Below are 15098 nucleotides of genomic sequence, written 5' to 3' on the forward strand. Positions count from 1 at the left end.
GGCCCCACCGGATAGGAACCACGACGGCAGCTAGTGAATATAAGTAGTACTGCGTCGGGGCCGGCCAGATTGCAGTGGTGCCTTACTGAGCGTCGTCGCGCTACACGCGAGGAATGTGTCGGCTATGGAACGCACGTTGGGCATCGGAGCCACGGGGACCGCGCGGCGCGCACGCGATGTTCGGCCCAACATCACACGTAGGACGGTATCGGTCGGTGTCGCCGTGGCGACGTTGGCGGCCACGGTTGCGCTGGCGACGGTTTCGACGGTGTCGCCCGTCGTGCAGCTTTCAGCCGACAAGACCGCGTTGGTCATGGGAGGCGTCACTGTCCCGACACCCGACGAGGCCTACATCGACGCCGTCAAAAACCAATTCATCGTCCCGGCCTATCCCGGCGAGGACATCGACTACGTCGCGGTCACCACGCCGGGGGAGTTATGGCCGGCCACTGGCGTCGCCCGTCTCATCGGGTGGGCGATCGGGGATCCGCGCGTATGGGGACCCGGCGGTTCGGGCTGGCCCGATGAACCGTGGTGGAAACTGTCGGGGCTGTTCGACCTCACCCCCAATCAGTCGGTCACGGCCGGGGTGGCAAGCCTGGAGGCGGCGATGGCCGCGCACGGCAACGACAACCTCGTGATCTACGGCTACTCGCAAAGCGCGACCATCGCGAACATCGTGAAGCGCAGGCTCGCCGCGAAATATCCGGACGGGACCACGGCTCCTGACATCGACTTCGTGTTGGGCGGCGATTCCAACCTGCCCAACGGCGGCCTACATGCCCGGTTCCCCGGCCTCTACATCCCGATCCTCGACTGGACGTTCGACGGGCCCGAGCTGACCGACACCCCGTTCACGACCATCGTCATCACCCGTAAGTACGACGGCTTAGCCGATTTCCCGTTGTATCCGCTCAACATCTTCGCCACGCTGAACGCGCTCATGGGGTTCTTGTACCTGCACACCAATCCGTTCGACGTCAGCCTGCCTGCAGACCCCACGACATCACCGGCCTACCAGGGCACTTCCGGTACCACCAGCTACTACCTGTTCGAGACCGAGAACCTGCCGTTGTTCGAGCCGCTTCGCGATCTCGGGGTGCCGGAGGCGTTGATCGACGTGGTGGAGCCGTTCTTCCGGTTTCTCGTGGAGTTGGGCTATGACCGCACTATCGCCCCGTGGGAGCCCACGCCGGCTCGGCTAATTCCGTTGCTCGACATCGGGGATCTCGCCCAAGGTCTGGCCGACGCGATCGGCGAATGCATCAACAATGCCCTGGCTCTGTTCGGCTTACCGCCGCTGGCGCCTACCTCCACATCGGCCACGACCGCATCTTCAGTCACCCAGGCCGACGACGTCGACGTCTCCCGTCAGTCGACGCCGACGCAAGCGGCTGCCGACAGCGCTGACGCGTGGACCCTCACCGCAACCTTGCCGGTGGGCGAAACCGCCACGGAGTCAAGCGCTGCCACGGAACCGGTGACCCAAACCGATCCGGGAACGCAGACCGCGACCGAAACTGACGGGCCGACAGCGTCGCCGGACATCGAGACCACCAACGCGACGTCGGAGGAACCCAGTGTCCAAGACCCGCAAGCCGGGTCGACCCCTGAGGATCCGGTCACGGAAACCCCCGAGTCGGAATCAGAGGCGGACGAAACTGACGTGAGCGAATCGCTTGGGACCGACCAGCAGCCGACGGCAACTACCGCGGACGACCAATCGTCCTCGACTGCGGCGGCCTCGACCGGCGGCTCATCGGGCGGCGACGACGCTGCCTCCTAATGGTTCGCCGCCACGGCCATCTGCTCGGCCCACGCGGTGTGTCCTTCGTAGCCAAGCGATTCCGCGGCGGCGCGGTAGCGGCCCGCCAGATCGTGATACAAGGATCTGTCGCCGCGCGCGCCGGCGACTAGCGCACGCAGCTTCAAGAGCATGACCTCGCGGATGGCCGACCCGGGGTCGGACCAGAAGTCGGCCATCCGGTCGATTGCCTCTTCGGCCTCGCCCAGATCGTCCTCGCGGCCGCGCTCGAGCAGCGTCTCCACCAAAACGCCGGTGGCCCAAGCACCATAGAAAACATTCTCGGCCCTGCGCAGCTCGTCGACGGCGCAGCGCATCAGCTCAACCGCGACATCGCAGTCGCCATGCCCGAAAGCTTCACGCGCAGCCCACACGTCGGTGACCGGGATGAGAAAGAGCGCCCGCTTGCGTAGCCACAGCTCGCGGGTCTGCATCATCAGCTCCAGCCCGCGGCGTCGGTCGGCCGCGACATCCCGGTTCAGCAGTCCGACGGCCAGCGTGTACGCGGCCAAGCCCACCGCGCGGTCATTGCTGGCGCTTTGGGCGCGCTGCAGCGCATCCTCACTCGCGCGCACCACGGAGTCATGGGCCCGAAGTACGCCGTACTGCAACGCGAATCCGTAGGTCCAGGCGATGGCGCCGGAGAGTGTCTCGGCGTTGCTGCGCCGGGCCATCGCGACGGCGTCGTGGAAGTCCTGGTTCCATCCGCCGCGGCCCAGCCACCAGCGTGCGGTGCCGCGCCACCCCAGCGCGAGTGCCAACGGTGATGTCACGCCGAATCCGGCGCCCTTGCTCTGTTCGCCAGCCGCCAGGTCGACGATGCGCTGTGACCATCGCAGGATCTCGCCGAAGGCTCCGACGCCGAGCCAATTGACGAAGGCTATGGCCGCCAACCCCATGACCGGGCCCGGATCGCCGATCGAGTCCAGTAAGGCCATCTGCTCGGACGACAGCAGCGCCGCCTCACGCGTGCTTCCGGTGTAGCAGAGTTCGGTGGCCGGTCCGCTCATGCCGATGGCCAGCGAGGCCATGTCCCCGGCCGCGTGGCACAACTGCTGTAGCTCGGCGAAACGGCCCCGGCTCTGCTCGACAGCGCGAGCTTGAAAGTCAGTGGCGCACAGCATCGTACGCGGAGCGATGCGCATCGACAGCTGCTTGGGGTCGTCGTAAGGTAGCCGGTCGGCGATACAACGGGCCCGCTCCCAACTGTTGCGGGCAGCGGCGAGGTCGCGGTTGGTGTACCACGCTCCCGCGCGCATATGCCAGCCGTACGCGTCGTGCAGATCACCGGCGGCCTCGCGGTGTTCGGCGATCAATGCCGCCGTTTCGTCTGTCGAGGCAGAGCTGCGGGCCTCGATGACGGCGGCCAGCCGCCGATGCAGTTCGGCGCGGTGGGATTTCAACTGGGATTCGTACGCCACTGCGCGGATCAGGGGATGGCGGAAGGCGTACTCGGCCGGCCGGTCCGACTGCAACTGGTCGATCAGTTCCACGCCGATCAACTCGTCGACCGCCGCGTCGATGCCCAGTGCCGTCAGCAGCCCGGTGTCGAAGCGGGCGCCGATCACCGACCCGGCGGTCAACGTTTGTTTGGCTTGACGGCTGAGCCGGTCGATGCGCGCCTCGATGGCCGCCTGCACCGTCGCCGGTACAGCGACGTCCTCGGTGTGTGCATCGCACACATAGGCGCCGCGCTCACCGTGCAGCACCCCGCGCTGAGCCAACTCCCGGACCATCTCCTCGGCGAAGAATGGATTTCCCGCGGCTCGCTCAGCGATGGCCGTGGACAGCTGCGCGACCGACGAATGCGAGCCCAGCAGCTCACTGAGCAGCGTCGCGGTGTCGGAATCATCCAGCGGGCCGAGGTGTATTTGCTGGGCTCCAGGCATCTGCGTCAGCGCGCCACGGTACTCGGGGCGATAGGTGATCAGCACGGTCGAGGAGGTGCGCGGGATCACCGCGAGGAAGTCGGCGATCAGCGATTCGCTGACGGTGTCGATCCAGTGCGCGTCTTCGATGATGTACAGCGCCGGTTCGGTGCGGGCCAACGATGCAGCGTTGATGAGCGCGGTCAACCGGCGTCGGCGCGTGTCCGCGTCGATTGCGGTCGGCATGCTGTCCGGTTCGGCGATGCCCAGAAGGTCGTCGAGCAGCAGCAGATCCTGCGGGTCGGCATCGGGAAGTTGCGCGCGCACCCGGACGCGGGCGGCCCCGTCGTCGAGTTCGGTCACGCCGATGCCGGCCCGCAGCAGCGCTGTCACCGCGTGGAAGGCGATGTCGCTGGTATGCGATTCGCAAAAGGTCCAGCACACCTCGGCGCCGTGACCGGCCGCGGCCGCTGCCGCCTCGCGGGCCAGACGGCTCTTGCCGATGCCCGGCGGGCCCACGACATTCACCACACCACCGTGGCCGTCGACCCCGCGCTGCACTGCGGAGTCGACGGTCGCCATTTCCGGGCGCCGACCGACTAGGGCCGCCTCGGTGCGCACGGTCGGGCACCGTCGCGCCCCGATCGCGAGCAACCGGCGCGCCGGCACGGCGTCGTCGAACCCCTTGACCCGCACCCACTGCGGCTCTGACAGCACGACGCGGTCCTCGACCAGTTGGGCCGTCGACTCCGAGAGCATCACCCCGCCAGCGGGTGCCACCGATTCCATCCGCTGGGCAAAGCCGACGTGGTGTCCGGTGGCCGCATAGCCCAGCGACCCCGAACCGATGTCACCGGCGATCACCTGACCCGAGTTCAACCCCACCCGCACCCGCAGCGCCACGCCGTCGTGGCGTGCTACCTCGGAGGCCAATTGCTGCACCTCGTCCTGAATGGCCAAGGCGGCCGCGCATGCTCGAAAGGCGTGGTCTTCCAGGGCTGTTGGGGCACCGAAGATCGCCATCACGCCGTCGCCGTTGTAATCCACGGTGCCGCCATAGCGGCGCACCAACGCTGCCGAACGCTCCACCAGCTCGGTGATGACCTCGCGCAACCGTTCCATCTCGAGGTTGGCTGCGATGTCCAGTGAGCGCACCACGTCGGCGAACAACACCGTCACCTGTTTGTACTCGGGCGACTGGGCGGCCTGGGTGAGTCGCGCACCGCATTCGCTGCAGAACTTGACCGCGGATGCAGAACGCGCGCCGCAGGAACCGCAGATCAGATCCGCGGTCGGTCCACTGCCACCACCCCGGCGGGCGTCCACGCCGTTTATCGTTTCACCGGTGGTCGGTGATGTCCGGCATATCGCCTGGATGCCGTTGCGGCGTTCGAATCCCCTTAGCTCCACTTAGACGCCGCAGGTTGCGGTTACGCCCACCTTATGTGGGGAAACAGTGGATCAATGCCCGACGACGACATACCCCCGCCTGCGAACGCGGCGCCAGGACCGCGCGGCGACTCGCTCGGGGTGGTCTACGACGTCGACGGGGTTCTCCGGATCGCGCACCCGCTTCGGCTATTGCGTCGGTTTGAGGCGTTACTGGCCCGCAGGCCCGGTGACCGACGGTCGCTGCTGGGCATGCCGGATCTGCTGCGCAGCCTCGCCGAGGCCGCACCCGGCACCCCGGTGTTCTACCTGACTGCCGTTCCAAGCAGGTTCGCCCGCCCTGTCTTACGTTTCTTGCAGCGCGATGGCTACCCGGCGGGCAGCGCACTCATGTCCGAGCACGAGTTCGCGCCGGCCGGTCAAGGGGGCAAACGCGCCGTGCTTGCCCGGCTGGCCGAGCAACATCCCGACCTGAGGTGGGTGCTGGTGGGCGACGACGGAGGCCATGACCCGAAGCTCTTCAGCGACTTCGTTCAACGTCATCCGGGCCGGGTGGCAGCTATTGCATTGCGCCAGACAATGAATCGGCCTCAACCAGTGTTCGACGCCACCATCGTCGCAGCGCCCAACGGCCAAGAAATGTTGCCGCAGCTCCGAAAGATTCTCGGGCTTGGCCAATCCCGCGAGCCCGCGGTCGACGACTGGTTCCTCACCGGCAGCGAACGCGGTAACCCCGCGGCGCAGGTGCGTGCATGGACAGCCGACAACTCGGCCCGCCCGCTCGTGCACGGACAGCCCTACTTCTCCGTCCTCACCGACGCCCTGGCCTCGACGGCAGAAGGCGATCCGGTGCTCTTCACGGGCTGGCGCGCCGACCGCGAACAATTGCTCGGCGACCATGGACCGACGGCCGCCGAGGCGCTCGGAGGCGCCGCGCGACGCGGTGCGCTGGTGCGTGGTCTGCTGTGGCGCTCGCACATGAACCTTTTCGGCTACCACTTCGAACAGAATCGAACCTTCGCCGCCGATGTCGGCCGTGCGGGTGCCGAGGTGCTGCTCGACCAGCGAATCCGTGCTTTGGGCAGCCACCACCAGAAGTGCGTGGTCATCCGCCACCCTGGGTGCCCGCGCGATGACGTGGCATTCGTCGGCGGGATCGATCTGAGCCGCGGCAGCCGCGACGACATCGAACACCAGGGTGACCCGCAATCGGTTTCGTCGGACGAGGAGTACGGCGAAACTCCTGCGCGCCACGACATCCAACTCGAGCTGCGCGGTCCGGTGGTACGCGACCTGGAGGATGCCTTTCGGGAACGGTGGGAGGACCCGGCGCGACTGGCGCGACTGCCCTGGCACGTCGTCCCCGACCGGATCCGCGGCCTGCCCAGAACGGCGTCGCCACTGCCCGCCCCGACGCCGTATCCGCCTGCTGCCGGACACTGCGCGGTGCAGATTCTCCGGACTTATCCTCGACGCCGGCCCCCATACCCATTCGCTCCGCTGGGGGAGCGCAGCGTCGCCCGCGCCTACGCGAAAGCGCTGAGCCGGGCTCAGCGGCTGGTGTATCTGGAGGACCAGTACCTGTGGTCGGTCGACATCGCGCGCATCTTCGCCGCTGCGCTGCGGCGCGCACCGGGGCTGCGGCTCATCGCGGTCGTCCCACGCCGGATCGACCAGAAGGTGGCGCGGCGAGCCGCCAAGTTCGGTCAGAGCGAGGCCATCGCGATGGTGCGCGCGGCCGGCGGCGACCGCGTGCAGATCTTCGACATCGAAAATTGCCAGGGCCGGCCGGTGTACGTGCACGCCAAGGTGTGCATCATCGACGACGTGTGGGCGGCCGTGGGCAGCAGTAACTTGAACAACCGGTCCTGGACTCACGACTCGGAGTTGACTGCGGCTGTCCTTGACGACGACCGCGATCTGCGCCCGCCGACCGATCCGGCCGAATTAGGTGACGGTGCACGCAGATTCGCCCGTCAGTTACGGCTCGACCTCATGCGCGAACATCTCGACATCGAGCCCGGCGCCGACACCGACCTTCTCGAACCCGATGCCGCCGTGGCGATCGCGCGTCGGCGAGCCGCTGCTCTCGACGCCTGGTACACCGGCGGCTGTGACGGGTCGCGGCCGCCCGGCCGGTTCCGCGCCCACGCGCCCGATCGCGAGCAAGAACCGCCCGGGTCCCTGCGCCGCTGGTTCACCGTGCCCGGCTACCGGTTCGTCCTCGACCCCGACGGTCGCCCACTGGGGATGCGGCTGCGCCGCTCCTACTGACCCTGCCGGTATCGGACTTCCCGAGTACCGAAAAGGTTCAAGCCGAACGGCGCCGCGTCCTCGCCGAGCTCGGTGTCGACGAGTTTCACGAGCAACCGGATGCGCCCTACCACCCGGCGTTGCGGGCCAAGTCGATGGCGTACTGGTTCACGAAACGACCCGCCGGCGGGGCGCCGTTTCGGCACGCGCCGTCGGATTCACCGGGGCGTTTGATCCACAGATAGGCGTCGACCTGTGGGCTCGCGGTCTGGGTGGTCGGCCGCGCACCGAGCGCACGCCCCTGCGGGTTGCACCAGTACAACTCCTCGTCGGTGGGGCCGGCGCCGTTGCGCGAGGTGTCGATGACGTAGTGGGCGCCGTTGGTGAGCCCGGAGATCGCGTTGCCGTACCCGATCGACTCCTCGGTGGTGAAGAAGTTCGCGGTGTTGAGGCTGAAGCCACGCGCCTTGGCCACACCCACCTCGTTGAGCCGGGCGGCCATGTCCTCCACACCCACCCAGCGCGGATGTCCGGCGTCCACGTACACCGCGGTGCCCGGATTGCGGGTCAGCGTGTCGACGGCGTAGCGCATCAGGTCGAAGCGTTCCTGACGCTGCTCTGCCGACAGACAGTCAGCCATGGCCAGTGCATCGGGCTCGAGGATGACAGCCGCCGGGCCCGACCCGATGGCGGCCGCGACCCCGTCGATCCAGCCCCGGTAGGCGCCGGCCGACCCGAACCCGCCGGCGGCGTAGCTGCCGCAGTCGCGGTTGGGGATTCCGTACAGCGCCAGGATCGGCATGGTGCCGGCGGCTTGCGCGTCGGCGATGTACTTCGCGTCCACCGCGGGGGTGGACAGATGGTCCATCCAGTAGGCCGTGGGCGTGTCGGCGATCGCGTTGAGCACGGGGCTCGGCGGATCGACGCCGTCTGCAGCGGCCCTGGCCTTCGACCGGGGATTGACATAGAACGGCATTCCGGCCAACGGGTTTGCCTCGGCGGCGAGGCGAACCTGCGGGACAGGGTTGATCAGCACCGGATCGGCTACAAGACCCATACCGGCAACCGCGGCAAAGGTGAGGAAGGGAACGGTCCAGCGAGCGAAGGACATCACCTGGAAGAAAATAGAGCCTCAGCGCGACAAAGCGCCAATCGGCGGCTGCTGCAGCGCGCAGGCTTCCTGAAGCCCGCGGGTCGCCAGCGCGTCGGCCAGTTCGTTGTCGGTGACACCGGCGTGGCCCTTCACCCAGAACCACTCGACGCGATGCCGCGCGCACGCCGCTTGCAGCCGCTGCCACAAATCGACGTTCTTCACCGGCTGCTTGGCCGCCGTCAGCCACCCGTTGCGCTCCCAACCCAGCACCCACTTCGTGATGCCGTTGCGCACATAGGTGCTGTCGGTGTGGATGCGCACCGCCACCGGTCGGGTCAGCGCCTCCAACGCCATAATCGGCGCCATCAGCTCCATCCGGTTATTACTGGTCTGACCGGGCTCACCGCCGTACATCTCGCGGATGTGTTGGCGGTGCCGCAGCACCGCGCCCCAGCCGCCGGGACCGGGGTTGGGCCGGCACCCGCCGTCGGTGTGGATGAGCACTGGGTCCTCGGTGGACTCGACCATCCGCCGAGAATAGGCACCGCGCCGGGCAATTGGATCTGCGACACACGGCCGCCGACAAAGCTGGATTATCGTGACCGCCGTGAGTAGTCAGCGAGTACCCGGCGGGGTGGTCCACAAGTTGCCCGCGGATCTGCGGACGGCGTTGGTCGCCAACGACACGGCGCTAACCGCGTGGAAGGACATCACCCCGCTGGCGCGCAACGAGTTCATCTGCTGGGTCGAGGACGCCAAGCAAGCGGCGACTCGCGAACGCCGCATCCGGCGCACCCAGGAGGAGTTGGAAGAGGGGATGCGTCGGCCATGCTGCTGGCCGGGCTGCAAACACCGGGAACGCAACGGCAGACCCTAGTGCCCGTATGCCGGTGCGGCCTGCACGTGGGGGGCCGCCGCTTCCAGTAGGGCGGTCCGATCACCGGTGAGCGGGGGATAGATGCGCTCGCGGTTGATCGTGTTCTTGGTCGCCTTGGCCGCTGCACCGGTGGCGACCACCTGCCGGTCCCAGCCTTCGGTGTAGACCGCTCCGGCGGCGCCGAGATCGAGAACCGTGACGTACCACGGGATTCGCAGCGCCAGCTGGGGTGCGTCGAGCAGGTCGCCGATCACGTTGTGACCGGCGTAGCGGCCCATCGGTCGGCTGTGCTGGCACGACATCACCGAAACGTGTTCGTCGTCCATCCGGGCCGCCGCCACATCGCCTGCGGCGAAGACGCCGGCGACATCGTGCACGCGCAGGTATTCGTCGACGGGTAGGCGGCCCAGCCTGTCGCACGGCACCCCGAGTTGTGCGGTCAACGGGTTCGCGCGCATCCCGGCGCACCACACCACGGTGGCTGCCGGGATGACCTCGCCCGACGACAACGTCACACCGGATTCGTCGACGGCGCTGACGCCGACGCCGGTGACGGCTTCGACGCCGTTGTGCGCCAACGCATTCTCGATGACCGGGCGAGCCGAGTCGCCCATGTCGGAACCGACCCGCGGGTTGCGGTCGACGAGGACCACCCGCGGCGCGGCGGCCGGTCCGAGCGCATCGGCCAGCATCGACGGCAACTCGCTGGCGGTTTCGATGCCGGTGAGACCGGCGCCGACGACCACCGCCGTGGCGGTCGCCAGCCCTGATCCGCGCCGGGTCAGACCCTGCAGGTTCGCATGCAGCTTCGTCGCGCCGTCGTAGGTGTCGACGTCGTAGCCGAACTCGGCCAGCCCGGGCAGATTCGGTTTGACCACCTGGCTGCCCACCGCCAGCACGAGACGGTCGTAGCCGAGCGTCGCTCCGTCGGCGGTGCTGACCGTGGCCGCCGACGCATTGATCCCGGTCACCTCGGCCGAGATATGGCCGACGCCGGCGGGCTCGAGCAGCTGCGGCAGCGGGATCCGGCAGGCACTCAGATCGGCCTCGTAGTTGCGGACCCGGATGTCGTGAAACGGTTGGGCGCTGACGACGGTGACGTCGACGTCGCCGCGGGGCACCTCGAGCTCCTCGAGTCGCCGCGCGGCACCCAGCGCCGCCCACAGGCCGGCGAATCCAGATCCCAGAACGAGAACTCGTTTCGCGCTCATCGCGACGAATTCTGCATCAGGTCCCCGCGTCCGCACCTGCTGAATTCGTAAGCTGGCGTCGAACTGGCGCGCCCGACCGTACGCGGCCATTCGTAGTGGATTGGTGCAGTTGTCGGCCTCTGTATGCGACAATGGCGACCGACTATTCGCGGGCGGGGGCTTGCTGGACGGAGGCGATCATCCCTACGTCAGTTTTGCGCATCTCAGCGGGCGTGTGCACGCTCACGTTAGGCCTGTTCATCGGTAGTGCCGGCGCGGTTGCCACGGCCGACTCCGAGTCGGGCAGTTCCTCGACGTCCAGCCAACGCACCTCATCTGCCAGCCAGAGTTCTGAGTCGGCCGGCGGGGCGTCCGACGATACGGACAGCAGCCCGACGACCACCACGAGTACGACGACAGTGCAGCAGGCCGGCGATGACGACGACTCAGCTGTCAGCCGTCCGTTCGGGCAGGTCAGGCAGCGGATCACCGCGTTCTTCAATGACCTCGGGATCGCGAACGACGCCGACGACAACTCGGCCGTCGTCCTCCCGGATCTGGCGGGAACCGAAGAGGAGCTTGTCGAGGAGACGACCACCCCCGCCGATGAGCTGGCCGTGACCACGCCGGCGACGACCACGCCGGCGACGACCACCCCGGCGACGACCACCCCGGCTGCCGCGTCCACCGAACCCACACCGACCACGCCCGCGTCGTCGTCGACGTCGTCGGGTTGGCGCGGCGCGGTGCAGGCGGCGCTGACCCGCACACCCGCAGCGCCGCAGAGCACACCGGACAGGTTCTCGCCCTACTACAGCGCACAGTTCCTCGAGGCCATCGAGCCGATCACCAACGCGTTCACCACGGTGGTGCAGGTGATGGAGACGGTGCCGCGCACCCTGGCAGCACTGCCGACGTCGAAGACGCCGATCACCGACGTCATCACCTCGGTGCAGTACATGCTCACCACGGTCGCCGATGCCATCGTGCCGATCGTGTACGTGCCGTCGAACCTGTATTCGCTGATGGTCACCATGCCGCCGGTGGAACCGCCGACCTTCATCGGGGGCGTCGCTTCGCAGCGTCCGACGCTGGTGCCCGCCGAGGAGCCCGCGCTGTTCGGGCCGCAGGTGTCGCAGGTGCCGTCTGTGGGGCCCGCCGGTGCGTCGCTGTTCGGCGCCATGACCCCGCGCGCCGCGCTGGGAACCGTCATCAGCAACGGTCTGAACAAGCCGCTTTCGGTTGCCGGGACGGTGCCGTCGGCGCCCGAGACCGCCGGCCCGCCCGCCGCCAAGTCGTTCCTGGATCACGTCGTCAGCGCCGTTCTAGTGCCCGCCTCGTTGACGGCGCTGGCCGCGTTGGCGCTGCCGGGTGTCGCGGGTCTGCTGATCATCGTGGCGGCCGGTGTTCGGCTGGGGTACCGCCAGGCCAGGGCGGCGTTCGTGGTGCGGTCGAGCGCTATCGCGCGGTTCGCCGGGCCGGGACCGCTTGGCGTCGTCCGCTCCGGCTCGCTGATCGCCTTCCGGCAGCGCGCCAGGGGCCCGCGCACCGCACGCGCGGTTTGCCCCCAGGCCACACGCACCGTGCGCAAGCTGGAGGAAGTCGCTTAGCGCTTCGGGTGCGTTGCCGTCAGGTGCCCGCGCGGGTGTGCGCCGCGGCCAATGCCGCGTCGATCCCCTTCCACGTCCGCTGCACGATCTCCGACACCGGCAGCAGCTCGAGGCTGGCCAGACTTGTACCCGCCGCCCTCCACGCCTTCGACCACCAACGCGTCCACGCCGGCGTCGGCGGCTGCGCCAACTGCTGGCGGTTTTAACATTGAGTGCTCTATCATTTGCGCATCCGGCCGTGTCGAAGAGAGGGCGCCGATGGCCAAGCCGCCGTTGTCGATGAAACCGACCGGATGGTTTCAGGTCGCGTGGTCGGCCGAGATCCAGCCCGGCGAGGTGCGGCGGATGAAGTACTTCGACCGCGAGATTATCGGCTGGCGCACTGCGTCCGGTGAAGCCGTCGTGATGGACGCCTACTGCGAGCACCTCGGCGCCCACCTGGGCTACGGGGGCCATGTGGAGGGCGACGTCATCCAGTGCCCCTTCCACGGTTGGCAGTGGAATACCGAGGGACGCAACCTCTGCATCCCGTATGAGAGCCGGCCGAACCGCGGCAGGCGCATCCGCACCTATCCGGTCGTCGAGCGCAACGAGTCGATCTACCTGTGGCACGACATCGAAGGCCGTGCACCGTTTTTCGATGCTCCCGACGTGTTCGCGAGCTTCGCCGACGGCAGCAGCGCCGACGACTACTACCCGCAGATGACCTTGTTTCGCGAAGGCTTGGAACTGCATCCGCAATACGTGCTCGAAAACGGCGTGGACTTTGCGCATTTCAAGTATGTGCACAAGACGCCCATCGTGCCGGTGTTCACCCGCCACGATTTCGACCAGCCGGTGTCGTTCGTCGACTTCACCATCACCTTCGAGGGTGACGAGAACCAGTCGATCGACGACGTCAAGAGCGGCGTCGAGGCGATCAACGGCGGTTTGGGCATCGCGGTCACCAAGAGCTGGGGCATGGTGGACAACCGGACCATCTCGGCGGTCACCCCCGTCGACGATCGCACCGCCGACGTGCGGTTCATGGTCTACATCGGCCGTCCGAAGGGTGGGGCAGTGCGGGACCCGGCGCGCGCAGAGGCCAAGGCGCGCCAGTTCGGTGAGGAAGTCATCCGGCAGTTCACCCAGGACATCCACATTTGGTCGCACCAACGGTATTCCGATCCGCCGGCGCTCGCCGGCTCCGAATACGAGGGGTTCACCGCGATCCGTAAGTGGGCAACCCAGTTTTATCCTGACGGGCTCGGCGGCTCGGCCGCCGAGCTGCCGACACCTGAGAAAGGCTGAACGCATGAGCCCACGCCCAATTCGCGTCTTCCAAGTCGCCACCGGCAACCTCGGCACCGAGATGATCAAGCGGATCGGCGCCCATTCCGATCTTGAGCTTGTCGGATTGCATTGCTACACCGCCGAAAAGGTCGGCCGCGACGCCGGCGCCATTGTTGGAATCGACCACGTCGGTGTCACCGCCACCGGCACGGTCGAGGAGATCATCGCGGCCAAGCCCGACGTGTTGACCTTCCACGGGGTGTTCCCGGACGAAGACTTGTACATCAAGGTCCTCGAGGCGGGCATCGACATCGTCACCACCGCCGACTGGATCACCGGCTGGCACCGCGACACCAACCATCCGCACCCGTCGGGTAAGCCGGTGTCGCAGTTGCTGCAGGCGGCATGTGAGAAGGGCGGTTCGACGTTCTACGGCACCGGGATGAACCCCGGCCTCAACCAGATCCTGGGTGTGGTGTGTTCGGCCGACGTCGCCGAGATCGAGAACGTCACGACGATCGAGTCCGTCGACGTGTCCTGTCATCACTCGAAGGACACCTGGATCGAGGTGGGCTATGGCAGGCCCGTCGACGATCCCGAGATCCCCGGCATGCTCGAGAAGTACACCCGCGTCTTCGCCGACAGCGTGCTGATGATGGCTGACTGCTTCGACCTCGAACTCGACGAGGTCAAGTTCTCCTACGAGTTAGGCGCTTGCACAAAGGATGTCGACCTCGGTTGGTACCAGCTGCCGAAGGGGTCGCTGGGCGGCAACTACATCAAGTACCAGGGCATGGTGGACGGCGTGCCGCGGGTCGAGACTCATCTGGAGTGGCAGATGACCCCGCACACCGATCCGCACTGGGACATCCAGGGCTGCTACATCACCCACATCAAGGGTGATCCGTGCATCTACAACAAGCACATGATTTTCCCGAAACCCGGTGTCGACCTGTCCGATCCATCGAACTTCGCCTCGATCGGCATGACGGTGACCGGTATGCCTGCGCTGCACGCGATCCGCTCGGTCATCGACGCGCCGCCGGGGATTCTCACCAGCGCCGACGTCCCTCTGCGCGGCTTCGCCGGGCGGTTCAAGAAATAGCGGTGGACGCGACCCGGGCGGGCAACGTTGCCCCGCGCCGTCCCGCCAACGGCAAGCAACAACGGGCGGACCGCACCCGCGCGATGGTCGTCGACGAGACCGTTCGGTGCGTGCTCGACGAGGGGTTCGGCGCGGCGAGCGCCAAGCACATCACCGAGCGCGCCGGCGTGACGTGGGGCGTCATCCAGTACCATTTCGGCGACCGCGACGGCTTGCTGATGGCCGTCGTCGACGAGGGGTTCGCGCAGTTGCAGTCCTGTCTGGCCGGCCTACAACCCCGGCTGGGTGCGCACGCCGGCCGGCAGCGCGCCGAGATGGTGATCAATGCGGTGGCAGAGGCCTTCTTGAGCCCCACATCGGTTGCCGCCCTTGAGATCCTGATCGCGACCCGCACGAGCCGCACCGATGCGCAGCAACGCCATCTCGCTGAGCTGTTCTCCGCCCTGACCCGGCTCGGCCGCTACGTCACCGAAGGTCTTGACGAGGCGCACGCCGACGCCGTGGGCAACCTGATGTGGACCACGCTGATGGGGGCGATGATGGCCAAGATGACGGTCTCCGAACCGATCGACGTCGGTCGCGAATTGCGGGCGCTGACCGATGTCGTCACCGCCTACATCGACCAGCAGCTGCGGGT

Annotated in this window: 12 protein-coding genes; 7 read left to right on the forward strand and 5 right to left on the reverse strand. The window is 67.4% G+C overall.

Features of this window, described 5'->3' with window-relative positions; translation table 11 throughout:
- Positions 1 to 124 precede the first annotated feature (124 nt).
- Entirely contained in the window at positions 125 to 1786 is a 1662-nt protein-coding gene (locus ABQE44_RS25410) for a PE-PPE domain-containing protein (RefSeq protein ID WP_448432553.1), read from the forward strand.
- Here the strand turns inward: ABQE44_RS25410 and ABQE44_RS25415 are convergent.
- A complete protein-coding gene (locus ABQE44_RS25415) occupies positions 1783 to 4998 on the reverse strand; it encodes an ATP-binding protein (protein ID WP_448432555.1) in 3216 nt (1071 codons plus the stop codon). The two genes, ABQE44_RS25410 and ABQE44_RS25415, sit on opposite strands and share 4 nt — an antisense overlap.
- Before the next feature lie 138 nt (positions 4999 to 5136).
- Between ABQE44_RS25415 and ABQE44_RS25420 the strand changes: the two genes are divergently transcribed.
- On the forward strand, positions 5137 to 7335 hold the full coding sequence (locus tag ABQE44_RS25420) for a phosphatase domain-containing protein (protein ID WP_448432557.1): 2199 nt from the start codon (positions 5137 to 5139) through the stop codon (positions 7333 to 7335).
- Between the two features lie 106 nt (positions 7336 to 7441).
- On the opposite strand, the gene ABQE44_RS25425 is transcribed toward ABQE44_RS25420, so the two are convergent.
- Both ABQE44_RS25425 and rnhA read right to left on the reverse strand, forming a co-directional pair.
- Positions 7442 to 8425, reverse strand: a complete 984-nt coding sequence (locus tag ABQE44_RS25425; RefSeq protein ID WP_448432565.1) for a glycoside hydrolase family 6 protein — start codon at positions 8423 to 8425, stop codon at positions 7442 to 7444.
- A gap of 21 nt (positions 8426 to 8446) precedes the next feature.
- Positions 8447 to 8935, reverse strand: a complete 489-nt coding sequence (gene rnhA / locus ABQE44_RS25430; protein WP_448395246.1) for a ribonuclease HI — start codon at positions 8933 to 8935, stop codon at positions 8447 to 8449.
- A 79-nt stretch (positions 8936 to 9014) separates the two neighbouring features.
- On the opposite strand from rnhA, the gene ABQE44_RS25435 reads away from it, so the two are divergent.
- Positions 9015 to 9284 carry a YdeI/OmpD-associated family protein gene (locus ABQE44_RS25435; RefSeq protein ID WP_448395247.1) on the forward strand — a complete coding sequence of 90 codons (270 nt, stop codon included), beginning with the start codon at positions 9015 to 9017 and terminating at the stop codon, positions 9282 to 9284.
- Here ABQE44_RS25435 and ABQE44_RS25440 read toward each other — a convergent pair.
- Entirely contained in the window at positions 9281 to 10495 is a 1215-nt protein-coding gene (locus ABQE44_RS25440) for an NAD(P)/FAD-dependent oxidoreductase (RefSeq protein WP_448432560.1), read from the reverse strand. The two genes, ABQE44_RS25435 and ABQE44_RS25440, sit on opposite strands and share 4 nt — an antisense overlap.
- Before the next feature lie 212 nt (positions 10496 to 10707).
- Between ABQE44_RS25440 and ABQE44_RS25445 the strand changes: the two genes are divergently transcribed.
- Entirely contained in the window at positions 10708 to 12084 is a 1377-nt protein-coding gene (locus tag ABQE44_RS25445) for a hypothetical protein (protein ID WP_448395249.1), read from the forward strand.
- A 19-nt stretch (positions 12085 to 12103) separates the two neighbouring features.
- Here the strand turns inward: ABQE44_RS25445 and ABQE44_RS25450 are convergent, their stop codons facing one another.
- A complete protein-coding gene (locus ABQE44_RS25450) occupies positions 12104 to 12274 on the reverse strand; it encodes a hypothetical protein (protein WP_448432561.1) in 171 nt (56 codons plus the stop codon).
- 68 nt (positions 12275 to 12342) lie between these two features.
- Here ABQE44_RS25450 and ABQE44_RS25455 point away from each other — a divergent pair, with 68 nt between their 5' ends.
- The 3 genes from ABQE44_RS25455 to ABQE44_RS25465 form a co-directional block, all read left to right on the forward strand.
- Positions 12343 to 13374, forward strand: coding sequence for a Rieske 2Fe-2S domain-containing protein (locus ABQE44_RS25455; RefSeq protein ID WP_448432563.1), 1032 nt, complete (start codon positions 12343 to 12345; stop codon positions 13372 to 13374).
- 4 nt (positions 13375 to 13378) lie between these two features.
- A complete protein-coding gene (locus tag ABQE44_RS25460) occupies positions 13379 to 14461 on the forward strand; it encodes an NAD(P)H-dependent amine dehydrogenase family protein (protein WP_448395252.1) in 1083 nt (360 codons plus the stop codon).
- A 2-nt stretch (positions 14462 to 14463) separates the two neighbouring features.
- The coding region (locus tag ABQE44_RS25465; RefSeq protein ID WP_448395253.1) for a TetR/AcrR family transcriptional regulator at positions 14464 to 15098 on the forward strand (635 nt) is incomplete at its 3' end.

Source organism: Mycolicibacterium sp. XJ2546 (assembly GCF_053483195.1).

What these genes read in the sequence shown, in the direction of transcription:
- ABQE44_RS25410 (WP_448432553.1), top strand. Translation starts at nt 125, where the DNA reads ATGGAACGCACGTTGGGCATCGGAGCCACGGGGACCGCGCGGCGCGCA.
- ABQE44_RS25420 (WP_448432557.1), top strand. Translation starts at nt 5,137, where the DNA reads ATGCCCGACGACGACATACCCCCGCCTGCGAACGCGGCGCCAGGACCG.
- ABQE44_RS25425 (WP_448432565.1), bottom strand. Translation starts at nt 8,425, where the DNA reads ATGTCCTTCGCTCGCTGGACCGTTCCCTTCCTCACCTTTGCCGCGGTT.
- rnhA (WP_448395246.1), bottom strand. Translation starts at nt 8,935, where the DNA reads ATGGTCGAGTCCACCGAGGACCCAGTGCTCATCCACACCGACGGCGGG.
- ABQE44_RS25440 (WP_448432560.1), bottom strand. Translation starts at nt 10,495, where the DNA reads ATGAGCGCGAAACGAGTTCTCGTTCTGGGATCTGGATTCGCCGGCCTG.
- ABQE44_RS25455 (WP_448432563.1), top strand. Translation starts at nt 12,343, where the DNA reads ATGGCCAAGCCGCCGTTGTCGATGAAACCGACCGGATGGTTTCAGGTC.
- ABQE44_RS25460 (WP_448395252.1), top strand. Translation starts at nt 13,379, where the DNA reads ATGAGCCCACGCCCAATTCGCGTCTTCCAAGTCGCCACCGGCAACCTC.